Origin of the sequence: Janthinobacterium lividum, from assembly GCF_034424625.1 — a bacterium.
In the GTDB taxonomy this organism is placed as follows: Bacteria; Pseudomonadota; Gammaproteobacteria; order Burkholderiales; family Burkholderiaceae_D; genus Janthinobacterium; species Janthinobacterium lividum.
The window spans coordinates 5620836-5647611 of record NZ_CP139976.1; the positions used below are offsets into that span (position 1 = coordinate 5620836).

23 protein-coding genes are annotated in these 26776 nt (G+C 64.7%); 12 read left to right on the top strand and 11 right to left on the bottom strand.

Annotated features, from left to right (window positions below; translation table 11 throughout):
- Positions 1 to 133: 133 nt before the first annotated feature.
- The 4 genes from U0004_RS25365 to U0004_RS25380 all read left to right on the top strand — a co-directional run bounded on the left by U0004_RS25365 (position 134) and on the right by U0004_RS25380 (position 5882).
- Positions 134 to 1366, top strand: coding sequence for an efflux RND transporter periplasmic adaptor subunit (locus tag U0004_RS25365; RefSeq protein ID WP_115057577.1), 1233 nt, complete (start codon positions 134 to 136; stop codon positions 1364 to 1366).
- 3 nt (positions 1367 to 1369) lie between these two features.
- A complete protein-coding gene (locus U0004_RS25370; protein WP_070257467.1) occupies positions 1370 to 4489 on the top strand; it encodes an efflux RND transporter permease subunit in 3120 nt (1039 codons plus the stop codon).
- A 362-nt stretch (positions 4490 to 4851) separates the two neighbouring features.
- Positions 4852 to 5571 (top strand): MgtC/SapB family protein, encoded by a 720-nt coding sequence (locus tag U0004_RS25375; RefSeq protein WP_205412515.1) that lies wholly within the window; start codon positions 4852 to 4854, stop codon positions 5569 to 5571.
- Positions 5568 to 5882 (top strand): hypothetical protein, encoded by a 315-nt coding sequence (locus U0004_RS25380; RefSeq protein WP_092607970.1) that lies wholly within the window; start codon positions 5568 to 5570, stop codon positions 5880 to 5882. Before U0004_RS25375 ends, U0004_RS25380 begins: the two co-directional genes overlap by 4 nt.
- Here the strand turns inward: U0004_RS25380 and U0004_RS25385 are convergent.
- Together U0004_RS25385 and U0004_RS25390 are read right to left on the bottom strand one after the other, a co-directional pair.
- Positions 5874 to 7271, bottom strand: coding sequence for a sensor histidine kinase (locus U0004_RS25385; protein WP_070257465.1), 1398 nt, complete (start codon positions 7269 to 7271; stop codon positions 5874 to 5876). The genes U0004_RS25380 and U0004_RS25385 overlap by 9 nt on opposite strands.
- Positions 7264 to 7944 (bottom strand): response regulator transcription factor, encoded by a 681-nt coding sequence (locus tag U0004_RS25390; protein WP_035821962.1) that lies wholly within the window; start codon positions 7942 to 7944, stop codon positions 7264 to 7266. The genes U0004_RS25385 and U0004_RS25390 overlap by 8 nt, the downstream gene beginning before the upstream one ends.
- 227 nt (positions 7945 to 8171) lie before the next feature.
- Between U0004_RS25390 and U0004_RS25395 the strand changes: the two genes are divergently transcribed.
- Genes U0004_RS25395 through U0004_RS25405 form a run of 3 tightly spaced genes read left to right on the top strand, consistent with a single transcriptional unit; the run spans position 8172 to position 13657 of the window.
- Positions 8172 to 9296 carry an efflux RND transporter periplasmic adaptor subunit gene (locus tag U0004_RS25395; protein WP_070257464.1) on the top strand — a complete coding sequence of 375 codons (1125 nt, stop codon included), beginning with the start codon at positions 8172 to 8174 and terminating at the stop codon, positions 9294 to 9296.
- Positions 9289 to 12393, top strand: a complete 3105-nt coding sequence (locus U0004_RS25400; protein ID WP_070257463.1) for an efflux RND transporter permease subunit — start codon at positions 9289 to 9291, stop codon at positions 12391 to 12393. Before U0004_RS25395 ends, U0004_RS25400 begins: the two co-directional genes overlap by 8 nt.
- The gene (locus U0004_RS25405) at positions 12380 to 13657 is read left to right on the top strand and encodes a TolC family protein (protein WP_070257462.1); all 1278 of its coding nucleotides are present in this window, start codon (positions 12380 to 12382) and stop codon (positions 13655 to 13657) included. The genes U0004_RS25400 and U0004_RS25405 overlap by 14 nt, the downstream gene beginning before the upstream one ends.
- A 65-nt stretch (positions 13658 to 13722) precedes the next feature.
- On the opposite strand, the gene U0004_RS25410 is transcribed toward U0004_RS25405, so the two are convergent.
- From U0004_RS25410 to U0004_RS25435, 6 genes are all read right to left on the bottom strand, one after another.
- Positions 13723 to 13929: a hypothetical protein gene (locus U0004_RS25410; protein ID WP_070257461.1), complete on the bottom strand. Its 207-nt coding sequence runs from the start codon at positions 13927 to 13929 to the stop codon at positions 13723 to 13725.
- Positions 13930 to 14009: 80 nt separating this feature from the next.
- On the bottom strand, positions 14010 to 14927 hold the full coding sequence (xerD, locus tag U0004_RS25415) for a site-specific tyrosine recombinase XerD (protein WP_231958314.1): 918 nt from the start codon (positions 14925 to 14927) through the stop codon (positions 14010 to 14012).
- On the bottom strand, positions 14924 to 15436 hold the full coding sequence (locus U0004_RS25420) for a methylated-DNA--[protein]-cysteine S-methyltransferase (RefSeq protein WP_070257460.1): 513 nt from the start codon (positions 15434 to 15436) through the stop codon (positions 14924 to 14926). The genes xerD and U0004_RS25420 overlap by 4 nt, the downstream gene beginning before the upstream one ends.
- A gap of 425 nt (positions 15437 to 15861) precedes the next feature.
- Complete coding sequence (locus U0004_RS25425; RefSeq protein ID WP_070257459.1) at positions 15862 to 17142, bottom strand: TRAP transporter large permease; 1281 nt, start codon at positions 17140 to 17142, stop codon at positions 15862 to 15864.
- Complete coding sequence (locus tag U0004_RS25430) at positions 17139 to 17711, bottom strand: TRAP transporter small permease (RefSeq protein ID WP_034780017.1); 573 nt, start codon at positions 17709 to 17711, stop codon at positions 17139 to 17141. The genes U0004_RS25425 and U0004_RS25430 overlap by 4 nt, the downstream gene beginning before the upstream one ends.
- Positions 17712 to 17827: 116 nt before the next feature.
- Positions 17828 to 18820 carry a TRAP transporter substrate-binding protein gene (locus U0004_RS25435; protein ID WP_370385433.1) on the bottom strand — a complete coding sequence of 331 codons (993 nt, stop codon included), beginning with the start codon at positions 18818 to 18820 and terminating at the stop codon, positions 17828 to 17830.
- Between the two features lie 136 nt (positions 18821 to 18956).
- Here U0004_RS25435 and U0004_RS25440 point away from each other — a divergent pair, with 136 nt between their 5' ends.
- Both U0004_RS25440 and U0004_RS25445 read left to right on the top strand, forming a co-directional pair.
- The gene (locus U0004_RS25440) at positions 18957 to 20975 is read left to right on the top strand and encodes a sensor histidine kinase (RefSeq protein WP_070257457.1); all 2019 of its coding nucleotides are present in this window, start codon (positions 18957 to 18959) and stop codon (positions 20973 to 20975) included.
- A gap of 32 nt (positions 20976 to 21007) precedes the next feature.
- On the top strand, positions 21008 to 21592 hold the full coding sequence (locus U0004_RS25445; protein ID WP_034780029.1) for a response regulator transcription factor: 585 nt from the start codon (positions 21008 to 21010) through the stop codon (positions 21590 to 21592).
- 111 nt (positions 21593 to 21703) lie between these two features.
- On the opposite strand, the gene U0004_RS25450 is transcribed toward U0004_RS25445, so the two are convergent.
- Together U0004_RS25450 and U0004_RS25455 are read right to left on the bottom strand one after the other, a co-directional pair.
- The gene (locus U0004_RS25450; protein ID WP_070257456.1) at positions 21704 to 22531 is read right to left on the bottom strand and encodes a siderophore-interacting protein; all 828 of its coding nucleotides are present in this window, start codon (positions 22529 to 22531) and stop codon (positions 21704 to 21706) included.
- Between the two features lie 22 nt (positions 22532 to 22553).
- The gene (locus U0004_RS25455; protein ID WP_070257455.1) at positions 22554 to 23228 is read right to left on the bottom strand and encodes a PadR family transcriptional regulator; all 675 of its coding nucleotides are present in this window, start codon (positions 23226 to 23228) and stop codon (positions 22554 to 22556) included.
- Between the two features lie 146 nt (positions 23229 to 23374).
- On the opposite strand from U0004_RS25455, the gene U0004_RS25460 reads away from it, so the two are divergent.
- Entirely contained in the window at positions 23375 to 23719 is a 345-nt protein-coding gene (locus U0004_RS25460) for a DUF3052 family protein (protein ID WP_167468697.1), read from the top strand.
- A 31-nt stretch (positions 23720 to 23750) separates the two neighbouring features.
- Here the strand turns inward: U0004_RS25460 and queG are convergent, their stop codons facing one another.
- Positions 23751 to 24842, bottom strand: coding sequence for a tRNA epoxyqueuosine(34) reductase QueG (gene queG / locus U0004_RS25465; protein ID WP_034780040.1), 1092 nt, complete (start codon positions 24840 to 24842; stop codon positions 23751 to 23753).
- 78 nt (positions 24843 to 24920) lie between these two features.
- On the opposite strand from queG, the gene tsaE reads away from it, so the two are divergent.
- A complete protein-coding gene (gene tsaE, locus U0004_RS25470; protein WP_034780043.1) occupies positions 24921 to 25409 on the top strand; it encodes a tRNA (adenosine(37)-N6)-threonylcarbamoyltransferase complex ATPase subunit type 1 TsaE in 489 nt (162 codons plus the stop codon).
- Positions 25373 to 26773 carry an N-acetylmuramoyl-L-alanine amidase gene (locus tag U0004_RS25475; RefSeq protein WP_070257453.1) on the top strand — a complete coding sequence of 467 codons (1401 nt, stop codon included), beginning with the start codon at positions 25373 to 25375 and terminating at the stop codon, positions 26771 to 26773. The genes tsaE and U0004_RS25475 overlap by 37 nt, the downstream gene beginning before the upstream one ends.
- Positions 26774 to 26776 lie beyond the last annotated feature (3 nt).

The window sequence follows — 26776 nt, forward strand, 5'->3', positions numbered from 1 at the left end:
CGACCGCAGCGGCAGGCGTGCTGCCTGCGGCCGCCACGGTGATGCGCTACCCGAATTCTCCCGGCCAGCGACAGGCCGGGTCCGCACCGAGACCTGGCGCCGAACCCCTGCGCCGCTCCTGACTAAAAAACCTATGAAAAACGAGACCCTGCCCCCCGCCTCCCCCCTTGCCGCCACGCGCCGCCGGCGCTGGCGCACCCCCGTGCTGATCCTGGTCGTGCTGGCCCTGGCCGGCGGCGGCTGGACGGTGATGCAATCGAAGCAGCAAGCCGCCAAGGCCGCCGAACTGCAAGCGAGCAAGAAGAAGGAGCAGGACAAGACGCCCGTGCATGAACTGGCGCAGGGCGACGTGGCCGCCATCGATGCGCGCGCGCTGGCAATCAGCCTGCCCCTGTCCGGCTCGCTGGCGCCCTTGACCCAGGCCACCATCAAGGCCAAGGTTTCCGGCGTGATCCAGGAAACGACCTTGCAGGAAGGCCAGCATGTGGCGGATGGGCAAATCCTCGTGCGCCTGGATGCGGCCGACCAGCGCGCCCGCCTGACGCAGCAGCAAGCCATGCTCGACGAAGCGCAGGCGCGCCTGTCGATGGCAAGCAAAAACGAGGCCAATAGCCAGGCCTTGCTCAAGCAAAAGTACATTTCGCAAACGGCCTACGACACGACGCAAAACTCGGTCGACCTGGCGCGCGCCAGCGTCAAATCCGCCGCTGCCATGGTCGACATCGCTCGCATCGCACTGGCCGACACGGTGATTCGCGCGCCCATGGCCGGTATCGTCAGCAAGCGCCACCTGCAGGCTGGCGAAAAAGTCTCCCCCGACATGCCCGTCTACACCATCGTCAACCTGGCGCAACTGACCCTGGAAGCGCCCGTGCCCAGCGCGGAAATTCCCCGCATCAAGCTGGGCCAGGATGTGCACTTCAAGGTCGACGGCTTCGGCGCGCGCGACTTCGCCGGCAAGGTCGCGCGCATCAACCCCACCACCGAAAGCGGCTCGCGCGCCATGCTCGTCTACATCGCCGTCGACAATGGCGACGGCGCGCTGCGCGGCGGCATGTTCGCCAAGGGCAGCATCGTCACCGAACGCTCGTCCGTGGCGCCGCTGGTGCCATTGACGGCCGTGCGCAATGAAAAGCAGGGCCCCGTCGTGTATGCGCTGGTCAACAACAAGGTCGTCGCCCAGCCCGTCACACTGGGTTTGCGCAACGAGGATGAAGGCTATGCGGAAGTGACGTCCGGCCTGGTGCCGGGCGCGAAAGTCATCATCGCCAAGCTCGATGGCGTCAAGCCGGGCCACAGCGTGACCTTCGCCGCACCGGCTGCCGCCCCTGCCGCGCCGGCAGCCGTGCTGGCACGGAAGGACTGAGCCATGTGGATGACCAAAGTCAGTATTCAAAATCCCGTCTTCGCCACCATGGTCATGGTGGCGCTGGTGGTGCTGGGCATCTTCTCCTACCGTGGCCTGGGCGTGGAAAGCATGCCCAGCGTGCAGTTCCCGTTCGCCGCCATTGAAGTGAACTACCCGGGCGCCTCGCCCGAAGCCGTGGAAAACGACATCACGCGCCCCATCGAGGACGCCGTCAACACCGTCAGCGGCATCAAGACCATCCGCGCCAACTCGTGGGAAGGACGCGCCGGCGTCTACCTGGAATTCGAGCTGTCGACGAACATGGACAAGGCCATGCAGGACTTGCGCGACAAGGTGGCCCTGGTGCGCCCCCGCTTCCCGAAAGAAGCCAAGGACCCGTTCATCGCCCGCGCCGAAGGCGACAACGAACGCCCCATCGCCACCATCGTGCTGACCTCGACCGGGCATGACCTGCGCTCGCTGTCGACCATGACGGAACAGATCATCAGCAAGCGCTTCCAGGGCGTGGCCGGCGTGGGGCAAGTCAAACTGCGCGGCTTGCGCGCGCGCCAGATCCTCATCAGCATGAAACCGATCGAACTCAATGCCCAGGGCATCGGCGTCGATGAAGTGATCCGCGCCATCCAGGCGACGAATACCAATTTGCCGGCCGGCTCGATCAGCCATGGCGCGGCCGAACAGCTGGTGCGCGTGGAAGGCAAGATCAAGGATGCGCGCGAATTCGGCAAGATCATCGTCGCGCGCCGCGCCATCGGCCCCGTCTACCTGGATCAGGTGGCCACCGTGGTCGACGGCGAACAGGAAGAACTGTCGATCTCGCGCATGAACGGCCAGCAAGCCGTGACCATGGAAATCACCAAGGTGCAGGATGCCAACGTGGTCGAAGTGGGTACCGGCATCCTGAAAGTGGCGGCGGACCTGCAAAAGACGCTGCCGCCCGATATCACCCTGCGCGTGCTGGACGACGAATCGGAACGCGTGCAAAGCCAGCTCAATAACGTCAAGCGCACCATCATCGAAGGCGCCGTGCTGACCATGGTGATCGTCTTCCTGTTCCTGCATTCGTGGCGCTCGACCATCATCACGGGATTGACCTTGCCGATCTCCGTGCTGGCCAGCTTCATCGCCATGAAGGCCTTCGGCTTTACCCTGAACTTTTTGACCCTGATGGCGCTGTCCTTGTGCATTGGCCTGTTGATCGATGACGCCATCGTCGTGCGCGAAAACATCGTGCGCCACCTGGGCATGGGCAAGAACCACTACAAGGCGGCCAACGACGGCACCAATGAAATCGGCCTGGCCGTGATGGCCACCACGTTCGCCATCGTCGCCGTGTTCGTGCCGGTCGCCTTCATGGACGGCATCATCGGCCGCTTCTTCCTGCAGTTCGGCATCACCGTGGCGGTCGCCGTGCTCGTCTCCCTGTTCGTCAGCTTCACGCTCGACCCCATGTTGTCGTCCGTCTGGCGCGACCCCGTCAAGGACCGCTTCAAGTATGCGCCGTGGCTGGGCCGCTTCATGGCCTGGATCGAAACGGGCATCGACCGCCTGCACGTCTGGTACGGCAAGGTGCTGGCTGTGGCCCTGCGCTGGCGCAAGACCACCCTGGCCACGGCCGTGGCCCTGTTCGCGGGCAGCCTGATGCTCGTGCCGATGATCGGCGGCGAGATGTTCCCCGAGACGGACCAGGGCTGGGTCAACCTGCGCTTCAAGACGCCTGTCGGCTCCAGCCTCGAATACACGGACAGCAAAGTGCGCCAGATCGAAACGGCCCTGAAGGAGTTTCCCGAGATCGACAGCCTGGTGGCCAATATCGGCACGCCCGATGGACGCAACGCGGCCGAGGTGAACCTGAAACTGACGGACCTCAAGACGCACAAGCGCCGCTCGCAGCAGGAACTGGAAAAGCTGATCCGCGAGCGCCTGGCGCCGATCGCCGGCATCACCCTGTCCGTCGGCAACCGTCCCATCTTCATCGCCATCCTCGGCACGGATGAAGGCAAGCTCGATGCGGTGGCGCACCGCCTGATGGACAAGATGCGCACCATCAAGGGCCTGGCCGACATGGAGTACAGCCAGGAAGGCGCCAATCCATCGACCACCGTGAAAATCAATAACGAGCTGGCCAGCGACCTGGGCTTGTCGGTGCAGCAGATCGGCAATGCCCTGCGGCCTTTTGTAGCGGGCGACACGGTCAGCCACTGGTTAGCCAGCGATGGACAAAACTACGACGTCAACGTGCAGCTGCCGAAATCGGGCCGCCAGAAAGTGGCCGACCTGGCCGACCTGTCGCTGGCGTCCAGCAAGTTTGACGCGAACGGCAAGCCCGTGATGATTCCGCTGCGCCAGGTGGTCGAATTCGTGCCGTCATCGAGCCCGCAAGTGCTGAAACGCCAGGCCTTGCAACGCCGGGTCGCCATCTATGCGGGCGTGCAGGGCCGCCCTGCCGGCGACGTCGACGCCGACGTGCAGAAAGCCATCAAGTCCATCGACCTGCCGCCCGGCGTGCGCTTCGACGTGGCCGGCAATGCGCAGCAGATGGCCGAAACCATGGGCGGCGCGATGATGGCGCTGGGCATTGCCGTGATCTTCATCTACCTGGTGCTGGCGTCGCAGTTCGGCAGCTTCCTGCAGCCGATCGCCATCATGGTGTCCTTGCCGCTGTCGCTGATCGGCGTGCTGGCCGCCCTGCTGATCACGGGCAGCACCCTGAACATCTTCTCCGTGATCGGCTTCATCATGCTCATGGGCCTGGTCACCAAGAATGCGATCTTGCTGGTCGACTTCACCAACCAGCGCCAGCGCGAAGGCCTGGGACAGTTCGAGGCGCTGATGGAAGCGGGGCAAGTACGTTTGCGCCCCATCCTGATGACGACACTGGCGATGGTCTTCGGCATGCTGCCGATGGCCATCGGCATGGGCGACGGCGGCGAATCGCAGGCGCCGATGGGCCGCGCCGTCATCGGCGGCGTCATCACCTCGACCTTGCTGACCTTGGTGGTGGTGCCCGTCGCCTACACCTACCTCGACAGCCTGGGCAAGCGCGCCGCGCGCTTCTTTGGTGGCAGCGGCGGCGAGCATGCCGCATCCGCCGACGACGGCAAGGCACACGCCCACTGATTGACCGGTCGCCTTCACCGTCCCCGCATTGGCGGGGACGACGCGGCGGCTTTCTGAAGAGAGCTTCAGTTGACCAAAGCTGCCCCACTGGCTAGACTGTCCCCGTTATCAATGATATGGAGTGACTCGTGGGTGCTTGTTCCAGTGACAGTAGTCGATTGACCATCGGCGATCGGCCTTAGGCAAGACGCGCGCATTCCGCCCGCCCTGCCCATGGCAAGGTGCGGTTATACCAGCGGCGATGTCCATTCGCCGCACTTCCCTCCTCATCGTTCCACCGTTATCGTCTGCTGCCCCCTTTACCGGGCGGTTTCCGCACGCCCTGGCACTCGCCTGTTCCTCCCCAGCCGGGAGAAATAATGGTGGTATTTGACTTTGCGCTGCGCGTTGCCGCGGCATTGACCCTGGGCGCCATGATCGGCGCCGAACGCCAGCTGCGCCAGCGCATGGCGGGCTTGCGCACGAATGCGCTGGTGTCCGTCGGCGCCTCGCTGTTCGTGATGGTTTCCGTGCTCGAAGGCGATGCCTCTGGCCACATGCGCATCGCCGCGCAAGTGGTGTCGGGCATCGGCTTTCTTGGCGCCGGCGTCATCATGCGAGAAGGCATGACGGTGCGCGGCCTGAACACGGCCGCCACCCTGTGGTGCTCGGCCGCCATCGGTATCCTGTGCGGCCTGGGCTTCGCGCTGGAAGCGGCTATCGGCACGGGCTTCGTGCTGATCGCCAATCTGGTGCTGCGCCATCTGGCGCAACGCATCAACGCGCATGGCAGCGAAGCGGGCATCGAAACGGAAAGCATCTACCGCGTGACAGCCGTGTGCGAGGCGGAGCAGGAAGTCCAGGTGCGCAAGCTGATGCTGCGCTTGATCAGCGGCATGCCGGCGCTGATGCTGCAATCGCTGCACAGCGAGGATGCCGCGCACGCGGGGCGCATCGAAGTGCGCGCCGACCTGCTCACGCCCTTGTCCAGCCTGGGATTGCTGGAGCAGATCGTCAGCCAGGTGAGCCTGGAAGGCAGCGTTTCGGCCGTGCGCTGGGCGCTGGTAAACAACGCGGAATTTGTCGCCGAGCGGGGGGTATGATGATGAAAAAGTTCTTCCATTGGTTTGCCAGGCAAGCGCCTGTCGTGGCCACCTACCGCCTGACCGTCACCTGCCCCGCGGCGCAAGCCGACCATGTGGTGCGCCTGCTGCTGGCCGAACTCAAGGGCGCAGGCCTGGCGCCGTCGCAGATGCTGCGCAGCTGGGACGACGCCAGGCAGGTGGTGCAACTGATCGCCACGGTGCTGTGCCAGGCCGTGCAGCGCGCCGTGCTGGTACGCTTCGTCAACCGCGCGGGCGCCTGGCCGCAAGTGCGGCAAGTGCGCTGGGAAGGCGTCGCACCGTCAATCTGAGGCGGGCAGGCGCATGATGAACAGCGCGCCGCCTTCCGGGCGGTTGCGCGCCTCGATACTGCCGCCATACGCGTGCACGATGGCCTGCGACAGGGCCAGGCCCAGGCCGAAGCCGGGTGCCTCGCCCGCACGCGCCTGGGCGCCCCGGTAAAAGCGCTCGAACAGATGTGGCAAATCGTCCACGCCGATGCCCGGCCCCGCATCCGCCACGCCCACAAACGCCTGTTCGCCGTCGCGCACCACGCGCACCGTGATGACGCTGTCTGGCGGCGAAAACTTCACGGCGTTATCGAGCAGATTGGCCAGCACCAGGTCCACCGGGCCGGCTGCCACTTTGGCCTGGACGGTCACACTGTCATCGAAGACGATGCGGATGCCGCGCTGCGCCGCCGCCTTTTCCAGGCGCTGCGCGGCCGCCCGCACGAGGGGATTGAGCGCGATGGTTTCCACCGCATTGCGCTCCTGGCCCACATCCAGGCGGGTGAGCATCAGCAATTCTTCCACCAGGGTCGTCAGGCGCTGCACTTCATCGAGGCAGGACGCCAGCGCATCGACATACTCGGGCGCTTCGCGCGGGCGGCGCAGGGTGATTTCAATTTCCGTGCGCAGGCGCGACAGGGGCGAGCGCAATTCGTGCGAGGCGTCGGCCGTGAAGCGGCGCTGCGCATCATAGCCATGCTCCAGTCGGTCCAGCATGGCGTTCAGGGTATCGACCAGACGGCCGATTTCGTCCTGCGTACCGGGATGGGGCAAGCGCTGGTGCAGGCTGGCTTCGCCGATCGAATGCGCCTGGTCCACCACATCGTCGATGGCGCCCAGCACGCGGCGCGTGAGCATTTCGCCGGCCAAGCCCACGGCCGCCAGCAAGGCCAGCGCCATGGCGGCAAACAGCACCGTGGCCGCGGCCAGCACGTGGTTGGCGTCGTCGAGCGAACCGGCCACCTGCACCGCCAGGCCTGCGCCGGACGATGGCACGGGAATCGAGACCATGCGCAGCGGCTCTTCGCCAAACTTGGGCAGGGTCTCGAAGACAGTCTCGCCGGCCGCCAGGCGCGCCAGCAGGGCGGGCGGCGCCGGCAGCTGCGCCGCCTCCAGGTTGCGGCTGCGCGCCAGCACGCGGCCTTCGCCATCGATGATCTGCACCAGGCGGTCCAGGCGCGTCAACGAGGGCTGCGCCAGGCCAGGCGCCACCTCGTGCACCTGCACGGGCTGGCGCGGCGCGGCCGGCAGCATGGCCATTTCCGTCTCGGCCAGCGCCAGCAGGGCCGCATCGAGCTGGCCATGCACGGCGCGCGACAGGCCCCAGTAGCCGGCCAGCGCCGTGCAGGCGACGATGGCGACGATGACGGCCAGGTGCACCAGCAGCAGGCGCTTGCGAAAGCTAGCCACCGTTGTTTTCCGCCAGGCGGAAGCCGCGTCCGCGCACCGTATGGATCAATGGCGGCAAGCCCGGCGCATCCACTTTTCCCCGCAGGTTGCGCACGTGGACGTCGATCAGGTTGTCGATGCCGATCAGGTCCGCCTGCCATATCTGCTCGGCCAGGCGCGCACGGCTGACCACTTCGCCCGCCTGGCGCAGCAGGATCAGCAGAATCGCGTATTCCTTGGGCGTGAGCACCAGCGGCGCACCGGCCCGTGTCGCCTGGTGGCTGACGGGATCGAGCGTCAAATCGGCCAGCGCCAGCACCAGCGGGCGGCTGATGTCGGAGCGGCGCAGCAGGGCGCGGATGCGCGCCAGCAGTTCCTCGAATTCGAACGGCTTGGTCAGGTAATCGTCGGCGCCCGTGTTCAGGCCCGCCACCCGGTCGGCCGTGGCGTCGCGCGCCGTGAGCATCAGCACGGGCGTCTGGATGCCGCGCGCGCGCAAGTCGCGGCAAAAATCGATGCCCTGCTTGCCCGGCAACATCCAGTCCAGCACGATCGCGTCGTAGTCGACGGCGTAGCTTTCATCCTCGCCTTCCTCGGCGCTATGCGCCACGTCGACGACAAAGCCTTCTTCCTGCAAGCCGCGGGCCAGCAGGCGCGCCGCCTTGCGGTCGTCTTCCACCAGGAGGATTCTCATGCCTGCCTTTCGCGTCGCGCCCTGTTTTCCATGCTGGCATTTTACCGCGCTCCACCGCGCGCGCACCGAACCTGAAGAATGATTCAGGCATTCTTGGGCGCTTCTTCAGGACCATATTGCTATGCTTTTCCGGCGCTGTCATATCTCTGCCCGCGCCCCTTCTGACCGCCCGCCTGGGCACGGCATCCACGCATGCCCCATCACCATCAATAACAAGGAAACACGGGATGAACACGACCACCCGCAACGCCCTGGGCGCCAGCTGCGCCCTCGCTCTCGCCTGTTCGGCCCTGGCCGGCTGCGCCAAACCGACGGCGGCAGCCACGCCGCCCGCCCAATCGAGACACCTGGACGACGGCAGCATCGCCGTCGACAAGATGTCGCCGCTGCGCCAGCGCCTGCAGGTCGCCGCCGTGCAGGAACAGGAGATCGCCACGCAGACGGATGCACCAGGCAGCATCGAAGCGATGCCGGAAAAACTGGTGAAAATCACGCCGCCGCTGGCTGGCCGCATCACGCGTTTGCAGCGCGCCTTGGGCGACAGCGTGAAGGCGGGCGATCCGCTGTTCACGCTCGATTCGGCGGAACTGAGCGCCGCCTACGCGGACGACAGCAAGGCGAAGTCCGCCCTGCTGCAGGCGCGCCAGGAACTGGAGCGCCAGAAAACCTTGTTCGAGGCGGAAATCGCCGCGCGCAAGGAGTACGAAGCGGCGCAGGCAGCTTTTGCGCAGGCCGGCAGCGATGCCCAGGCCAGCGCCGACAAGCTGGCCCAGTACGGCGCCGGCGCGCGCGGTTCGCGCCGCGACTATGTCTTGCGCTCGCCGATCACCGGCACCGTGATCGCCATGGAAGGCGCCCAGGGCGGCTACTGGAACGATATCAACGCGCCCGTCATGACGGTGGCCGACCTGTCCACCGTGTGGCTGTCGGCCAACGTGGCCGAGAGGGACCTGGCGCAGGTGGCCGTGGGACAAAAAAGCAGCATCACCGTCGACGCCTGGCCCGGCAAAACCTTCGAGGGCAAGGTCGCGTATGTGGGCGCCCTGCTCGATCCCGAGACGCGCACGGTGAAGGTGCGCGTGGCCATCGACAACCGCGCCGGCGCCTTCAAGCCGGGCATGTTCGCCCACGCGGGATTCGCCGGCGCTTCCCGCCGCGCCCTCCTCGTCCCGGCGTCGGCCGTGCTGCAAAGCGGGCCATCGACGCGCGTGATGGTCGAGCGCAGCCCGCTGGTGTTCTCGCCGCGCACGGTGGAAGTGGGCGCCAGCCATGGCGGGCAGGTGGAAGTCGTCTCGGGCTTGCGCGCGGGCGAACGCATCGTCGTCAAGGAAGGAGTACTGCTCAATGATTGACCGTTTCATCGCCACCTGCTGCCAGCGGCGCGGCATCGTCTGGCTGGTACTGCTGTTTGTCGCCGTCTACGGCGTCTATTGCTGGAAGCAGCTGCCCATCGAAGCCTACCCCGACATCGCCGACGTCACCTCGCAGATCGTCACGCAGGTGCCGGGCCTGGGCGCCGAGGAAATCGAACAGCAGATCACCATTCCACTGGAACGCGCCCTGCTGGGCACGCCGGGCATGCACGTGCTGCGCACGCGCAGCCTGTTCGCCCTGTCGCTGATCACGGTGGTGTTCGAGGATGGCAGCGATGGCTACTTCACGCGCGAACGGCTGCAGGAACGCCTGGCCAGCGTGAACCTGCCGTACGAGGCCAAGCCGGGACTCGATCCCTATACCTCGCCCACGGGCGAGATCTACCGCTACACGCTGGAATCGAAAACACGCTCGCTGCGCGAACTGTCCGAGCTGCAATTCTGGACCGTGATCCCGCGCCTGCAGCAGGTGCGCGGCGTGGCCGACGTCAGCAATTTCGGCGGCCTGACGACGCAATTCATGCTGGAACTCGACCCCGCAAAACTCGACAGCTACGGTTTCTCGCTGGCGCAGGTCAAGGACGCCATCAACGCCAACAATATCAGCGGCGGCGGCAGCGTCATCGACCGTGGCCAGCAATCGTACGTGGTGCGCGGCGTGGGCTTGCTGCATTCGCTCGACGACATGGGCAACGTCGTCGTCAGCAGCAAGGACGGCGTGCCCGTGCTGGTGAAAGACCTGGGCAAGCTCGCCTACGGCAACGTAGAGCGGCGCGGCATCCTCGGCAAGGACGACAACCCCGACACCATCGAAGGCATCACCCTGCTGCTGAAGGATTTCAATCCGTCCGAGGCGCTGGCCGGCATTCACGCGGCCGTCGATGACCTCAATACCAACCTGTTGCCGAAAGATGTGAAAGTGGTGCCCTACCTGGACCGCAGCTCGCTGATCGACGCCACCCTGCACACGGTCAGTTATACCTTGGGCGAAGGCATGCTGCTGGTCGCCCTCGTACTGCTGCTGTATCTGGGCAGCCCGCGCGCTGCCGCCATCGTCGCGCTGACGATCCCGCTGGCCCTGCTGATTGCCTTCATCTTCATGCACCACTTTAAAATTCCCGCCAATTTGCTGTCGCTGGGGGCGATCGACTTCGGCATCCTCGTCGACGGTTCCGTGGTGGTGCTGGAAAACATGCTGCGCCGCCGCGAGCGGGAACAGGAGCGGCCCCTCACCCTGCAGGACGCCATCGACGCGACCCTGCAGGTGGCGCGCCCCATCATGTTCGGCATGGCCGTCATCATCGCCGCCTACCTGCCCCTGTTCGCCTTCCAGCGCATCGAATACAAACTGTTCTCTCCCATGGCGTATGCGGTGGGCGCGGCGCTGGTGGGCGCGCTGGTGGTGGCGCTGGTGCTGATCCCCGGCCTGGCCTGGCTGGCCTTGCGCAAACCGCGCCGCACCTTCCATAACCGCGCGCTGGACACGCTGGCGGCCGCGTACGGCCGCTTCCTCGAGCGCATGGTGGGCAGGAAGGGCTGGGTGGCGATGGTGTGCGCCGCCTCGCTGGCGTGCCTGGCTTTGCTGGGCACTACCATCGGACGCGACTTCCTGCCCTACCTCGATGAAGGCTCGTTATGGCTGCAGGTGCAGATGCCGCCCGGGATCACGCTGGACAAGGCGTCCGACATGGCCAGCGAACTGCGGCGCGCCGCGCTGGAGTTCCCCGAAGTATCGACCATCGTCACGCAGACGGGACGCAACGACGACGGCACCGATTACTGGACGCCGTCGCACATCGAGGCGAGCGTGGGACTGCATCCATATACCAGCTGGAAATCGGGCATGAGCAAGCAGCAGCTGATCGCGAAAATGAATGAGCGCTTCGCGCGCATGCCCGGCTTTACGGTGGCCTTCATGCAGCCGATGATCGATGGCGTGCAGGATAAATTGTCGGGTGCGCACAGCGACCTGACGGTGAAAATCTTCGGCAACGACCTCGATGAAGTGCGCGCCATCGCCGGCAAGGTGGCGCACGTATTGAAAGGTGTCCCCGGCGCCTCCGACGTGGCCGTGGACGTGGAACCGCCGCTGCCCAACCTGAAGGTGGAACTGGACCGCGCAAAGGCGGCCCGCTACGGCATCAATGCGGCCGACGTGGCAGACCTGATTGCCACCGGCATCGGCGGCGCACCCATCGGCCAGGTGTACGTGGGCGAGAAAAGCTACGACATCGCCGTGCGCTTCCCGCCCGCCACGCGTTCCAGCCCGGACGCCATCGCCAACCTGAAACTCACGGCGGCGAATGGCGCGAAGATCCCGCTGGCGCAGGTGGCCAGCATCAGCACCACCTCGGGCGAGAGCGTGATCGTGCGCGAAATGGGACGGCGCCACATCATCGTGCGCCTGAATGCCCGCGGACGCGACCTGGCCGGCTTCCTGGCCGAGGCGCGCCCGCTGGTGGCGCAAGCCGTGGCAGGCGAGCACCAGCACATCAGCGTCGAATGGGGCGGCCAGTTCGAGAACCTGCAGCGCGCGCAAAGCCGTCTGGCCCTGATCCTGCCGATGACGCTGGGCGCCATGTTCCTGCTGCTGTTTGGCCAGTTCCGCAACCTGCGCCAGCCCGCGCTGGTCTTGCTGGCCGTGCCGCTGGCCATGCTCGGTGGCCTGGCCGCGCTGCACCTGCGCGGCATGACCTTGAACGTGTCGAGCGCCGTCGGCTTCATCGCCCTGTTCGGCGTGGCCGTACTGAACGCCGTGCTGATGCTGGCGCAGATCAACCGCTTGCGCGCCGACGAAGGCCGCAGTTTGCGCGACGCCGTGCTGGAAGGCGCGCGCGACCGCATGCGTCCCGTGCTGATGACGGCCACCGTGGCCGCCCTGGGCTTGACGCCGGCCATGCTGGCGACAGGCCTGGGCAGCGACGTGCAGCGCCCGCTGGCCACCGTCGTGGTGGGCGGCCTGGTGACGGCGACGGCGCTGACCCTGCTGCTGTTGCCGGCCCTGTATTACCTGATCGAGGCGCACGTACACAAACGCCAGACCGATACCGAAGGAGAGACCCATGACACGTTTTGATGTACTGCTGGCGGCCTGGCTGATCGCCCCTTGCGCCATCGCCGCCCCCCTGAGCTTTGAAACCTACCTGTCCGCCGTGGAAAGCCACAGCCTGGAGCTGCAGTCGCAGCAGGAAGGCATCGTCTCGGCCAAGGCCGGCATCGGCATCGCCGGCCTGCGTCCCGATCCCGAATTCACCCTGGGCGCCACGCGCGAAAGCGTGCGCAGCGTCGAACACCGTCCCGTCACGTGGAACCCGGCCATCAGCATGGCCATCGAGACGGGCGGCAAGCGCGCCGCGCGCTTGAAAGCCGCGCACAGCAATGTCGCGCTGGCCGAGGAAACGGTGGCCGGTTTCAGGAGCGAGCTGTATGGCACGGCCGCCGCCGCGTTCACGGAAGCGTGCCGTACGCGCGAAGTGGCCGCGCGCAAGGAGCAGACCATGGCGGCCCTGTCCAAGGTAGTCGAGGCGAATACCGTGCGGCGCAAGGCGGGCGACGTGGGCGGCATCGAGCTGCTGCAGTCGCGCGTGGAACGCGACCAGTTCCAGGCCGACCTGGCGCAGGCGCGCAGCGAGTCGGACAGCGCCATGCTGGCCCTGTCGCCGCCGCTGGGACGCCAGTTCGACGCGCTGTTTCCGGAGGCGCAGCTGGTATGCGACTTCGCCGCGTTTGAGAACAAGGATGCCGGTGTGCTGGTGCCGCAAGCGCTCGATGCCCGCAGCGACGTGCGCATCGCCCGCGCCACCCTGGACAACCTGCGCGACGGCGCGGCGCTGGTGCGCGCCAACCGCGCCGTCGACCCGACCGTGACGCTGGGCCTGGCCGCCGCGCGCGGCTACCATGACGGTATCGACGCCAGCGGCAATCCCGTCGAAGGCGCGCCCCGCTCCCGTGCGCTGTCCATCTCGCTGGCCATCCCCATTCCCCTGTCGCGGCGAGACAAGGGCGACATCGTACAGGCGGAAGCGGGCGTGACACAGGCGATGCTGGCCCTGCGCCAGGCGGAACTGACAGCGGAAACGCAAGTGCGCACGGCGCAGCGGCAACTGCGGGCGGCGCAGGACAGGCTGGCACACTACCGTGACGGCGTGCTGGTCGATGCGCAAAAGGTGGTCGATGGCATGCGCCTGTCGTACTTCAGCGGCAATGCCTCGCTGCTGGAATGGCTGGCGGCGCAGCGCTCGGCCGATGAGGCGTACCAGGGCTATGTGCAGGCGCGCGCCGATGCGGCCATCGCCAGCACGCAGCTGCAACTGGCGATCGGCCAGCGGCCGCGCTTGTAGCGGGGAAGGAGAGAGCGAGGAGATACCGGCGCGGCCATGCCGCACCGGTCGTCAGGAACGGAGAATTACTGGGGCTGGGCGGGAGCGTCGCCTTCGGCGGCCGGATCGGCGTCGACGTCGGCGTCGTCCGCTTCCGGCTCATCGCCCTCGCCGCCGTCGGCCGGCTTCGGATTGTTTTTCGCTTCCAGCTTGCGCCTGGCTTTTTCCTCGGCTTTCTTCTTCTTTTCCAGCTCTTTTTGCCGTTTTTCGTATTGGAAATTTGTCTTGGCCATTTACTACCTCTTTAGTTTTTAGATGTTACAGATAAGCATATAAGCCACATTATGACGTAGTTGGACCAAACACCAAATGTTTAGCCTCGCGGATGATGCTGCGCATGCAGCAGTTTCAGCCGTTCGCGGGCCACATGCGTGTAAATCTGCGTGGTGGAAATATCGGAGTGTCCCAGTAACAATTGCACAACACGCAAGTCCGCGCCATGGTTCAGCAAATGGGTGGCGAACGCATGGCGCAGGGTGTGCGGCGACAGCGGCGCCGTGATGCCGGCGTTCAGCGCGTGTTTCTTGATGATGACCCAGAACATTTGCCGCGTCATGGCGCCGCCGCGCCGCGTGACGAACAGCGCATCGTCCATCTGGCCGTCGAGAATCACGCCGCGCGCTTCCTTCAGGTAGCGCTCGATCCACAGCCGCGCCTGTTCACCGAACGGCACCAGCCGCGTCTTGCTGCCCTTGCCCGTGATGCGCAGCACGCCATCGTTCAGGCTCAGCTCCACGGATTGCAAGTCCACCAGTTCCGACACGCGCAAGCCGCTCGCATACATGAGTTCCAGCATCGTGCGCTCGCGCAGGCCCAGCGGCGTGCTCACGTCGGGCGCCGCCAGCAGCGCTTCCACCTGCGCTTCGCTCAAGGTATGCACGAAGCGCGCGGGCTGCTTGGCCGACACCATCTTCAGGCACGGGTCGGCCGCGATATGCTTGTGCCGCAGGGCCAGCTGGTAAAAACGCTTGAGCACTGACAGGCGCCGGTTCGACGACGTGGCCTTGCTCTCGTCGTGGCGGGCGGCGAAATACGCCTCGATATCGGCCGTGGACACGTCGTACAGGCCCTCGCGCCCGGGCCGCGCCACTTCCAGCCAGCGCGAAAACAGCCGCATGTCGCGCCGGTAGGCGTCCAACGAGTTTTTCGACAGGCCGTCTTCCAGCCACAGGCTGTCGCAGAATTCATCGATCAGGGTAGTGTTGTCGGGCGCCAGCAGGCTGTTCATCATCGTGTTGACCATCCCATGCCCGCCACGCCTTCATGCGCCAGCAGCCAGCGCTTCACGCCCAGGTGGAAGCCCGTCGCATCGTCATGGTGGGCAAAGCCGCCCAGGCCGCCAGCGGCCGTGACCCGGTGACAGGGTATGACCACGGGAAACCAGTTGGCGCCGCAGGCCTGGCCCACGGCGCGCGGCGCCGAGCCGATCAGGCGCGCCACGTCGCCATAGGTGCGCACCTGGCCGCGCGGGATGCCGGCGATCGCCGCCCATACCCGTTGCTGGTAGGCGCTGCCCGCGCCTGCCAGCGGCAAGTCGAAGACCTGATCGGGATCGAGGAAATAGCGCGCCAGTTGCTGGCACGCCCGCTCGGAGACGGCATCCTGCGCGTCTTTTTCCGCAAAGTGCGGCGGCAGATACACCAGCTCGCATACCTGGCCATCCTGTGTGCGCACGCCCATGGCGCCGAACGGCGCGGCCACGATGGCGCTGAACAGTTCACTGCCCTGTTGTTTTTTCATCTGCTGATCATTATTCAAGTGTGGCATATATGCAACCTGCCGGCGCCGGAAACAGCGCCACGGGAATTATGCACCGACTTTGGGCGTGCCGGCGGACGTTTCCCGGGGACGAAAAAAAAGCGCACCAGTCGGTGCGCTTCAAATATTGCTTCACGTTCCCGGTCGTTTGGGTCCGCCGGTGCCGGCTTGTGGCCGCAGACAGCTATGACTCAACAACTTCTGTGAAACGTGTGTCTCCTCAATATATCCCCGGTATCAATACCGTTTTTATAGACCACTCCCCCACTAACCTTGTTGCCAATTCTGTATTTCAGCCTTGCTACCTGGGCGTATATGCATATACGTGTTTCCCCTTAAGGCTGCCCATCATAGCGCATTTATTCGGCCGGATCGACTTTTTTTGCACCATGACGGGGACAACTGTTTTAGTTGTAAATTAAATTTGGCAGCCACAGCGAGATTTGTGGTACGTAGGTAATCAGCACTAGGAAGCCCAGCATCGTCAGCAGCCACGGCATCACGGCCACGGTCAGCTCCGAAATGCCCATCTTGGTAATGCCGGACGCCACGTACAGGTTCAAGCCCACGGGTGGATGGCACATGCCCACTTCCATATTAACCACGATCAAGATGCCGAAGTGCACAGGATCGATGCCCAGCTTCATGGCGACGGGGAACAGAATCGGCGCCATGATCAGCACGATGGACGACGGTTCCATGACGTTACCAGCCAACAACAACAGCACGTTGACCACCAGCAGGAAGCTGATCACGCCCAGGCCCTTGCCCGTGATCCATTCGGCCATCGCTTGCGGGATATTTTCACTGGTCATCAGGAACGAGAACAGCACGGCATTCGTGATGATGTACAACAGCATCGCCGACATGGCGGCCGAGTCGAGCAAGACCTTGCCCACTTGCTTGATCTTCAAGTCCTTGTAGACGAAGACGGCGATGATGAAGGCGTACACGGCTGCCATGGCGGCCGCTTCCGTCGGCGTGAAGGCGCCCGAGTAGATGCCGCCCATGACGATGACGATCAAGAGCAGGCCCCAGGCGCTCTTCTTGAACGTGACAAAGCGCTCGCCCCAGCTGGCCTTTTTCATGCGTGGATAATTGTGCTTGCGCGCCAAGAACCACGTGGTCAGGCCCAGCAGCATGGCCAGCATCATGCCGGGAATCACGCCGGCCATGAACAGCTTGCCCACCGAGGTATTCGTGCTGACGGAATACATCACCATCACGATCGATGGCGGAATCAGGATGCCCAGCGCGCCCGAGGTGGTGATGACGCCGGCGCCGAAACCGCGCGGGTAGCCCTGCTTGACCATGGCCGGCAGGATGATGGAGCCGATCGCCACCACGGTGGCGGGGCTGGAGCCGGAGACGGCCGCAAACAGCGCGCACGCCATCACGCCGGCCAGCGCCAGGCCGCCATGCCAGTGGCCCACCATGGAACTGGCAAAGTTGATCATGCGCCGCGCCACTCCGCCATGCGTAAGGAAGTTGCCCGCCAAAATGAAGAACGGGATGGCCATGATCTCGAATTTCTCGATGCCCGTGAAAATCTTCAGGGCCACCGATTCGATGGGCACGCTCGTCATGGTAAACAGGAACGTGAGTACCGTCAGGCCCAGCGAAATGGAAATCGGCATGCCGGTCAGCATCAGCGCCAGCAGCAACACAAAAATGATCAGCGCGTTCATGCCTTGGCTCCTTTTTCTTCAGCCGTCAGTTCGTCTTCCAGGCCCTCGACGTGCGAATGGTCGTGTTTCGGCAAGGCGCCCGTCTTGATGAAATGCACCATCACTTGCAGGAAGCGGAAGCACATCAGGTAGGAACCGAGCGGCACGGCCAGGTAGACCAGCCACATCGGCACTTCCATGTCGGCCGAGGTCTGGTCCGTGTGGCCGATCGACCACACGAAGCTGGCGCCCAGGGTCCCCACGACACCCGTAAACAGGGCGCCGGCCCCCAGGCCGAAGACGATGAAACGGTCGCGCCAGCGCGGGTTCATGCGGTTGATCAAGACATCGACGCCCACGTGGATGCCCGTGCGTACGCCATACGCGGCACCGAACTTGGCCATCCACACGAACATGTAGATGCACAGTTCCTGGGCCCAGCTGGTATTGATTTGAATCAGGAAGTCTTGCACGACCGGTATCGGCAAGCCGGCCAGGTAGCGGTGCACGACCGCGACGAAGATGATGAAGGTGGCCGCGCCCATCAGGGTCGCGATCAGCCACTCTTCCAGGTGATCCAGAAATTTCATGGTGGACTTTCAAAGAATGCGGGTACGCTGACACCCGCGCAGGACGCGCAGGTGCCGTTGCTGCAGAAAGACAGGGATGCCCCTGAAAGCCGCACCGGGTGGCGCGGCCAGCGCTATTACTTCGCGCTTTCCTTGTTGATGGCCGAGATCAGGTCCTTGCCGATGCGCGCTTCCATGGTCTTTTGCACGGGCGCCAGCGCCTTGCGCCACTCGGCCTGTTCCTGCACCGTCAAGGTGTAGATCTGCGTCTTGCCCGCTTTCTTGATGGCGTCGAGGGCCTGGTCGTTGTCGCGCTGGGCGATGGCTTTTTCAAACGTGGTGGCCTCGCGCATGGCTTTTTCCAGCTGGGCGCGGATATCGGGCGGCAAGCCATCCCAGAATTTCTTGTTGACGATGACGGCATAGCCCAGGTAGCCGTGGTTCGACACGGTCACGTGCTTTTGCACTTCATGCATCTTTTGCGTGTACATATTCGACGGCGGATTTTCCGTGCCGTCGACCACGCCCGTCTGCAGCGCCTGATACACTTCCGAGAAGGCCAGCACCTGCGGATTGGCGCCCAGCGCGCGCATCTGCGCGTCGAGCACCTTGGACGACTGGATGCGCATTTTCAGGCCCTTGAAGTCGGCCGGGCTGTGCAGCGGCTTGTTGGCCGACATCACCTTGAAGCCATTGTCCCAGTAAGCCAGGCCCGTGATACCCTTGGGTTCCAGTTTTTTCAGCAGGCTCTTGCCGATTTCGCCTTCGGTAACGTTGTACAGCGCCGTCTTGGTGGGGAAAATGTAGGGCAGGTCGAAGGCTTCGAACTCCTTCACGCCCAGCGGGCCGAACTTGGCCAGCGAGGGCGCCAGCATCTGTACGGCGCCCAGCTGCAGGGCTTCGAGTTCTTCCTTGTCCTTGTACAACTGGCTGTTCGGGTACAGTTCGACCTTGACCTTGCCATTCGTGGCTTTCTCGGCCAGCTGCTTGAAACGTTCGGCGGCCTGGCCTTTCGGCGTGTCCGTCGCCACGACGTGGCTGAACTTGATGACGATGGGGGCTTGCGCGTAAGCGTGCACGCCGGCGGTGGCGCCGATGGCCGCGCATAGCGCGACGAACATGGTTTTCATCTGCATTTTTGTCTCCTGGATGGTTTTTAGAAAAACTTTATTATTTGTCTACTTGGATATTGTGCCAAAGAAACTGCTTCGGCTATTGTGGTTAACCACAATAGCCGGCTCCCGATAAGCCGCTACCCTGCCAGCCATGCCGACTCCCCCCACCCTTGCACGCCGCTTCAAGCTATCGAGCCCGATGCGCTGGCTGCTGCCCGTCATATTGCTGCTGCTGTTCCTGTCCATTCTGTTCTGGCTGCCCTGGCAGGCGCGCCAGATGGAAAGCAACGAGCGCCAGGAGCAATTGATCGCCGACACCCTGTGGGTGGAGCAGACCATCCGCTTCCAGCTGGCGCGCAACGAAGAAAGCCTGTTCAACCTGGGTGTCGATATCGCCAGCGCCTCGCTGGGCGCGGAAAAAGTGCACGAACGGCTGCAGCAGATGCTGCGCAATGGCCGCGAACTGCAACGCGTGCTGTGGCTCGACACCAGCGGCAAGGTGCTGGCCACCAGCGACAACAGCCTGCCGCATGCCTTGTCGTTTTCACCGGCCTCGCTGACGGCGGCCGACAATGCGCGCCGCCTGCACCGGGGCCAGTACGCCCAGCCTTCGCAGCAGAGCGGCTTTCCCGACGCGCCGCCGGGCGCCATGCTGATGGATTACCACCAGCCCCTGTTCGATGGTCAGCGCTATGTCGGCAGCCTGGTGGCCACTTACCAGATCAGCAGCCTGCTCGATGAAATGGTGCCGTGGTGGTTTGCGCAGGATAACCAGATTTCGCTGATCGACCGCGACGACAAGGTGCTGGCGCGGCGCGCCGCCGCCGGTCCCGGCCACGGCGTGTACACGCACAAGCGCGCGCTCGACGTGCCCGGCGCCACCATCACCTTGTTTACCGACAGCGTGAAAAGCCAGCCCAAGCTGCTGCCCAATCTGCTGGTCGGCTCCGTCATCGCCCTGTCGCTGGGTTTATTATGGAGCCTGCTGGCCCTGTGGCGGCATATTTCGCGCCGCCTGGTGGCCGAGGGCGCGCTGCGCCAGCAGATGCTGTTTCGCACGGCGATGGAAAACTCGCTGGTGACGGGCATGCGCGCGCGCGACCTCGAAGGAAGAGTCACATATGTGAATCCCGCGTTTTGCCAGATCGTCGGCTATCCGCCCGAGGAAATCCTGGGGCGCCTGCCGCCCATGCCCTACTGGGTGCCCGAGGCGCTGGAGGAATACCAGCAGCGCTTCGTCAAGGCCCTGGCCGGCAATCCCACGCCGCAGTTCGAAACCTATTTCCAGCGCCCCGACGGCACGCGCGTGGCCGTGCTGATCTTCGAAGCGCCGCTGGTGGACAAGAACGGCCAGCAGACGGGCTGGATGGGTTCCGTGCTCGATATCTCGGACCGCAAGCGGGTCGAGGAACTGAATCGCCAGCAGCAGGAAAAACTGCAAACGAGTTCGCGCCTGGCCACCATGGGCGAGCTGGCGTCGATGCTGGCGCACGAATTAAATCAGCCGCTGGCGGCCATTTCCAGCTATACCACGGGAGCGCTGAACCTGATCCGCCGCGCCATCGAGCATGACGCCCCCGTCGATCCGGGCACCTTGAAACCGGCGCTGGAGCAAGCCAGCGCGCAGGCGCAGCGGGCCGGCCAGATCATCCGCAGCGTGCACGATTTCGTGCGCAAGAGCGAGCCGCAACGCCAGGATATCGCCATCCGCACCCTGATCGATGGCATCCGCGCGCTGATCGACCTGCAGGCCCGCAAATACTATGTCACCATCCAGGAAGAGCTGCCGCCGGACTTGCCGCTGCTGCGCGCCGACCCCGTGATGATCGAGCAAGTGCTGCTGAACCTGACGCGCAACGCCATCGAAGCCATGCAGGATGCGGCGCCGGGACGGCGTATCATGCGCCTGCGGGCCAGCCACGACGCGCAGCAGGGCATGGTGACGGTGGACGTGATCGACCATGGCCACGGCATTCCCCAGGACGTGGCCGAGCGGCTGTTTTCGCCTTTTTTCTCGACCAAGTCCGAAGGCATGGGCATGGGCTTGAACATCTGCCGCACCGCCATCGAATTTCATGGCGGCGCGCTGACCTTCGGCGCCAACCCCGCTGGCGGTACCATCTTTACATTCAGCGTGCCGGCCGCGCCGCGCGCGCCGCACTCGCATTAACGAATAACGCATAACGACAAGCCGGAGACCACATGCTACACATCATTGACGACGAAGAGGTCGTGCGCGACTCCCTGTCCTGGCTGGCCGCCTCGCGCAGCATCGAGGCGCGCAACTATGCCAGCGCGCAGCAATTCCTCGATAGCCTGGACGGCAGCTTCGACGCCGCCGGCGACTGCGTGCTGCTCGACGTGCGCATGCCCGACATGAACGGCATCGCCCTGTTCGACCAGCTGGTCAAGCGCGACCTGACGGCGCGCCTGCCCGTGATTTTCCTCACCGGCCACGGCGACGTGCCGATGGCCGTGGACAGCCTGAAACGGGGCGCCTTCGATTTCTTTGAAAAGCCGTTCAACGACAACGACCTGATGGACCGCGTGCAGCAGGGCCTGGCCAACTCGCGCCAGGCGGGCGAACTGGCCGCCGTGCATGCGCGCCTGGCCACCCTGTCGACGCGCGAACGCGAAGTGCTGGACCTGATTTTGGCGGGCAAGATGAACAAGGTGGTGGCCGACAAGCTGGGCATCAGCATGCGCACCGTGGAAGTCCACCGCGCGCATATCTTCGACAAGATGCAGGTCAAGACGGCAGTGGAGCTGGCGGGGTTGTTGAAGTAATGCAGCAATGTTGGATTACGCGGCGCTGGCGCGCCGCTAATCCAACCTACATTGCAATGTAGGTCGGGTAGGTCGGGTTAGCGCTCAGCGCGTAACCCGACACCACCGCCATCACGCATCATGGTGCTCGTGATGCTCCGCCGCCCCATGCTTCCAGTAACTGGCCACATGCAGGTGCTGCTTCGGCACACCGGCGTCAATAAAGTGCCCGCGCAAGCCCTGCACCTGCGCATGCTCGCACGCCACCCACACGTAACCGTCACCATCCTGCGGCAAGGCGACCTGCGCCAATTCTTCCAGCAGCAGCGGCCCCTTGCGGCCATGGCGCGCGACCCAGCGCACGTCCAGCTGCGCGGCGCACTCCAACGCGATCTGTTCGCCGTCTTCGACGATCTCGATCACGGCAATCGCCCGCGCCGTGGCCGGCAACTGCTCCAGGCGGCGGGCAATGGCCGGCAAGGCCGTCTGGTCGCCCACCAGCACATACCAGTCGAAATCGAGCGGCACCAGCATGGAGCCGCGCGGTCCGCCCACGCCCAGGGTCTGGCCGGGCGCCGCTTGCGCCGCCCAGCTGGCCGCGGGGCCGTCGCCATGCAGCACGAAGTCGATTTCCAGCTCGCGCCGCGCGGCGTCATAGCGGCGCGGCGTGTAGTTACGGGCGATGGGACGCGCGCCTTCCGCGTACTGGATGGGATTCGGGCCATTGCCCAGCACGGGAAACACGGGCGCTGTCTCGCCCGGGGCGGGGAAGAACAGCTTGACGTGATCGTCGTGCGCCGGCGAGACAAAGCCATCCAGGTCGTCGCCCGCCAGGGTGATGCGGCGCATGTGCGGCGTCAGCTGCTCCGTTCGCACGACGGTGAGCACGCGCAGTTTCAAGTCATGCCGCACGCGCTCGATGGCATGCGGACGTGGTGCTGTAGGTGATGCAGTAGTCATTGCTTATCCTTGTAAAGTAGGCTCAGTGGCCGTCGACGATGGCATTCGCCGCCTGCTCCAGCACGGCGGAGACGCGCTCGGCTTCGGCGTCGTTCCAGCTGGTCTTGTTCAGCAACAGCGCATGCTTGAGGGTGTGCATGGCCTGGCGCACGCGCTCGGGCAAGGCGTTGCGCGCCTGGGCGCGGGCAAACATGTCGAGGCGGGCCAGGATGCCATCCACCTGGGCGCGGTTCTCGTCGAGATACGCGCGCCCCAGGTCCGTGATCGTGTAGAGCTTCTTGCCGCTGGCGCTCTCGCTTGAGGTGACGTGATCCTGCTCTTCCAGCAGGGTCAGGGTCGGGTACACGGCGCCCGGGCTGGGGGCGTAGGCGCCGCCGCAACGCTCTTCGATGGCCTTGATGATTTCATAGCCGTGGCGCGGGCTGATCTCGATCAGCGCCAGCACGATCAGCGGCAGGTCGCCGCGGCCGAAGACGCGCTCGGCCCGTTCGCCGCGCCCACGTCCACCTGGGCCACCGGGGCCGCCATGGCCCATGCCGTCGCCGCGCTCGTCGAAACCGCGCGGGCCGCGGCCATGCATGGCGTATTCACTGCGGTGCTCGTGGCGGTGTTCGCCATGGTGATACTGCTGGCCGCAATGGCCGTGATGATGGTGATGGCCGTGATGGCCGTGTTCTGCGTGGTGTGAGTTTCTCATGTTTTCTCTTTAAAGATATATCGTTAGTAGGTATCGTCATTTTATAACGATATATCGATAAGTCAAGGAGAAATTTGTTATGCTCGTCTTTCCGCAATCGACACGCCCTTGCCATGCCTGAAAAAACTGTCCCAGAAAAAATGTATGTGAAAAATGCCACGGCCCTGGCCGTGCTCAATGACGGCGGCGAGCATGGGGAATTGCTGGCGCAGTTGCCGCCAGAGCGGCTGGTGCGGGACGGTGAAAATGCCGACTGGCTATTGCTGTTCGCGCGCAGCCGCGCGGAACTGGAGCAGTACCTGCCGGCGTCGCGGGCGCGCCTGGCGCCCGGCGGCGCGCTCTGGGTGGCGTACCGCAAGGGCGGCATCAAAGCGGGCAGCGACATCCAGCGCGACGATATCCGCGGCTTTGCGCAAACCATGGGCCTCGACAGCGTGGCCATGGTCGCCATCGATGGCGAGTGGTCGGCGCTGCGCCTGAAGCAGGTTTAAACGCAGGGATAAACGCAGAAATAAACGCAGGTCAGGCGATGCCGTGCAGCGCCAGCGCCCATTCGACGTGTTCGCGCACGATGGCCGATGGGTGCTCGCGGCGCGACAGCAGGGCGGCGACGATGTCGGCCTGGCCCCGGGCCTTGGTCGCCGCGTTGCCCATGCCGACGGCCAGGTTGCGCAGCCAGCGTTCGTGGCCGATGCGGCGGATCGCGCTGCCTTCCATGCGGCGGTTGAACTCTTCTTCCGTCCAGGCGAACAGTTCCACCATGCCGGCGCTGCCCAGGCTGTGGCGCTCGTCGAAGTCCGGCACGACGGCGCGCTGGGCGAACTTGTTCCACGGGCAGACGGTCTGGCAATCGTCGCAGCCATACACCTTGTTGCCGATCAAGGGGCGCATCTCGACGGGAATGGCCCCCTTCAATTCGATCGTCAGGTAGGAGATGCAGCGGCGCGCGTCAAGCTGGTACGGCCCCAGGATGGCTTGCGTCGGGCACACCGTGATGCACGCCGAGCACTGGCCGCAGCGCGGGGTCTCCGGCGGGTCGACGGGCAGCGGCACGTCGATGAGTATCTCGCCGAGGAAAAAGAAGGAACCGCCCTGGCGGTTGATCAGCAAGGTATGCTTGCCGCGCCAGCCCAGCCCGCCCTTTTGCGCCAGCTCGACTTCCATCACGGGCGCCGAATCGCTGAAGACGCGGTAGCCGAAGTCGCCGATCTCGCCCTTGATGCGCTCGGCCAGCTGCTGCAGGCGCGAACGCATGACCTTGTGATAGTCGCGGCCGCGCGCATACACGGAGATCACGGCCGCCGCGGGATCGGCATCGCGCGCCGCCTCGTGCTCACGCCAGTCGGGCCCCAGCGCCGGCGGCAGATAATTCATGCGCGCGCTGATGGCGCGCACCGTGCCCGGCACCAGTTCGGCCGGGCGCGCACGCTTCATGCCGTGGCTGGCCATGTAATCCATTTCGCCGTGATACCCTGCATCGAGCCAGGCTTGCAAGGGCGCTTCCATGTGCGACAGGTCCACGTCGGCGATACGCACCTCGGCAAAACCCAGCTCGCGCCCCCATTCTTTAATGGTGCGCGCCAAGGCGGCGAGATCGGTGACGGTGGCGGACATAGGGGACTTTACGGAAAACGGCAGGCGCGCGGGCGGTTACAATGACAGCAGCCTCCATTTTATGCGATACCGAAGATAATGACCGAACACTTCAAAGCCCACCTCCACGACGAAGCCGGCACCGCCGCGCTGGGCGCCGCGCTGGCGCGCGCACTGGCGCCGGGCCTGGCGATCTACCTGCACGGCGACCTGGGCGCCGGCAAGACGGCCCTCACGCGCGCCCTGCTGCACGCGGCCGGCCATGCGGGCCACGTGAAAAGCCCCACCTATACCTTGTCCGAACCGTACACGGTGCAGCTCGATGGCCAGAGCGTCAACGTCATCCATTTCGACCTGTACCGCATGGGCAGCGCCGAGGAATTCCTCGACGCGGGTTTTCGCGAAGACTTCGACGGCCGCAATATCTGCATCGTCGAATGGCCGGAGAAAGCCGAGCCGGTGCTGCCGCCGGCGGACCTGAATATTTATTTGAACGTTGCGGGTACAGGACGTGATGTAGAATTGCAAGCGTCTTCTGAATTGGGTCTGTCATGCCTTCACCGTCTCAAATTCGCCCCGAACCTTTGATCTCCTCGCCCATCACCCGGCGCACGGTGCTCAAGGCCGGCGGCACCCTGCTGCTGTCCGTGTTCGCGCCCATGTCGGCGATGGCGGCGCAAATTCTCGCCGTGCGCGTCTGGCCGGCCGAGGACTATACCCGCGTCACGCTGGAAAACGACAGCATCCTCAAGGCGACCCACTTCATCGTCAAGGACCCGGAACGCCTGGTGGTCGACATCGAAGGACTGGAACTCAATCCAACGCTCAAGGGCCTGGTGGCGAAGATCCAGTCGAACGACCCCTACATCAAGCAGGTGCGCGTGGGCCAGAACCGGCCCAACGTCGTGCGCCTGGTATTCGACCTGAAGGAAGAGGTCACGCCGCAGCTGTTTACGCTGCCGCCGGCCGGCTCCTACAACCACCGTTTGATCTTCGACCTGTATCCCGTGCACGAGCCGGACCTGATCGCGCAAATGATCGAAAAGGGCGACTGGTCGAGCGACCCCGCCAAGCCGCCGATGGCCGGCACGCATACGCCGCCGCCCGCGCTGCCCCTGCCCGACAGCGGCAAGCCGCCCGTGGCCGCCGTCGTGCCACCGGTAGCGCCCATCGTGCCGCCCGTGCCCGACATCCGCCCGGAACAGCGTCCCGAAGCGCGCCCGCTGCCGGGCCAGAAGGTGGTGCGCATGATTACCATCGCGCTCGATCCCGGCCACGGCGGCGAAGATCCTGGCGCCATGGGCAGCCGGGGCAGCCGCGAAAAAGACGTGGTGCTGGCCATCGCCAAGCGCCTCAAGACCAAGCTGGAACTGCAGCCAAACATGCGCGTCATGCTCACGCGCGACGCCGACTTCTTCGTCCCGCTGGGCATGCGCGTGGAAAAGGCGCGCAAGGTACAGGCCGACCTGTTCGTCTCGATCCACGCCGACGCCTTCATCCAGCCGACGGCGCGCGGCTCGTCCGTCTTCGTGCTGTCCGAAAAAGGCGCCACCTCGACGGCCGCGCGCTGGCTGGCCAACAAGGAAAACCAGGCCGACCTGATTGGCGGCGTGAACGTAAAGAACCACGACAAGCAGCTGGCCAGCGTGCTGCTCGACCTGTCGACAACGGCGCAGATCAATGACAGCATGAAGCTGGGCAAGGCCGTGCTGCGCGAAATCGGCGGCATCAACCGTCTGCACAAGGGTTCCGTCGAGCAGGCCGGCTTCGCCGTGCTGAAGGCGCCGGACATTCCCTCCATCCTGATCGAGACGGCGTTCATCTCCAATCCGGAAGAAGAAGCCAAGCTGACCGACAACGGCTATCAGGACCAGATGGCCGACGCCATCGTCACGGGCATCAAGAATTATTTTGCCAAGAATCCGCCGCTGGCGAAAAGCCGCCTGACCTGACAT

What these genes read in the sequence shown, in the direction of transcription:
- U0004_RS25405 (WP_070257462.1), top strand. Translation starts at nt 12,380, where the DNA reads ATGACACGTTTTGATGTACTGCTGGCGGCCTGGCTGATCGCCCCTTGC.
- tsaE (WP_034780043.1), top strand. Translation starts at nt 24,921, where the DNA reads ATGACCGAACACTTCAAAGCCCACCTCCACGACGAAGCCGGCACCGCC.
- U0004_RS25365 (WP_115057577.1), top strand. Translation starts at nt 134, where the DNA reads ATGAAAAACGAGACCCTGCCCCCCGCCTCCCCCCTTGCCGCCACGCGC.
- xerD (WP_231958314.1), bottom strand. Translation starts at nt 14,927, where the DNA reads ATGATGAACAGCCTGCTGGCGCCCGACAACACTACCCTGATCGATGAA.
- U0004_RS25445 (WP_034780029.1), top strand. Translation starts at nt 21,008, where the DNA reads ATGCTACACATCATTGACGACGAAGAGGTCGTGCGCGACTCCCTGTCC.
- U0004_RS25400 (WP_070257463.1), top strand. Translation starts at nt 9,289, where the DNA reads ATGATTGACCGTTTCATCGCCACCTGCTGCCAGCGGCGCGGCATCGTC.
- U0004_RS25435 (WP_370385433.1), bottom strand. Translation starts at nt 18,820, where the DNA reads ATGAAAACCATGTTCGTCGCGCTATGCGCGGCCATCGGCGCCACCGCC.
- queG (WP_034780040.1), bottom strand. Translation starts at nt 24,842, where the DNA reads ATGTCCGCCACCGTCACCGATCTCGCCGCCTTGGCGCGCACCATTAAA.
- U0004_RS25450 (WP_070257456.1), bottom strand. Translation starts at nt 22,531, where the DNA reads ATGACTACTGCATCACCTACAGCACCACGTCCGCATGCCATCGAGCGC.
- U0004_RS25395 (WP_070257464.1), top strand. Translation starts at nt 8,172, where the DNA reads ATGAACACGACCACCCGCAACGCCCTGGGCGCCAGCTGCGCCCTCGCT.
- U0004_RS25380 (WP_092607970.1), top strand. Translation starts at nt 5,568, where the DNA reads ATGATGATGAAAAAGTTCTTCCATTGGTTTGCCAGGCAAGCGCCTGTC.
- U0004_RS25425 (WP_070257459.1), bottom strand. Translation starts at nt 17,142, where the DNA reads ATGAACGCGCTGATCATTTTTGTGTTGCTGCTGGCGCTGATGCTGACC.
- U0004_RS25420 (WP_070257460.1), bottom strand. Translation starts at nt 15,436, where the DNA reads ATGAAAAAACAACAGGGCAGTGAACTGTTCAGCGCCATCGTGGCCGCG.
- U0004_RS25440 (WP_070257457.1), top strand. Translation starts at nt 18,957, where the DNA reads ATGCCGACTCCCCCCACCCTTGCACGCCGCTTCAAGCTATCGAGCCCG.
- U0004_RS25455 (WP_070257455.1), bottom strand. Translation starts at nt 23,228, where the DNA reads ATGAGAAACTCACACCACGCAGAACACGGCCATCACGGCCATCACCAT.
- U0004_RS25390 (WP_035821962.1), bottom strand. Translation starts at nt 7,944, where the DNA reads ATGAGAATCCTCCTGGTGGAAGACGACCGCAAGGCGGCGCGCCTGCTG.
- U0004_RS25430 (WP_034780017.1), bottom strand. Translation starts at nt 17,711, where the DNA reads ATGAAATTTCTGGATCACCTGGAAGAGTGGCTGATCGCGACCCTGATG.
- U0004_RS25475 (WP_070257453.1), top strand. Translation starts at nt 25,373, where the DNA reads ATGCCTTCACCGTCTCAAATTCGCCCCGAACCTTTGATCTCCTCGCCC.
- U0004_RS25410 (WP_070257461.1), bottom strand. Translation starts at nt 13,929, where the DNA reads ATGGCCAAGACAAATTTCCAATACGAAAAACGGCAAAAAGAGCTGGAA.
- U0004_RS25370 (WP_070257467.1), top strand. Translation starts at nt 1,370, where the DNA reads ATGTGGATGACCAAAGTCAGTATTCAAAATCCCGTCTTCGCCACCATG.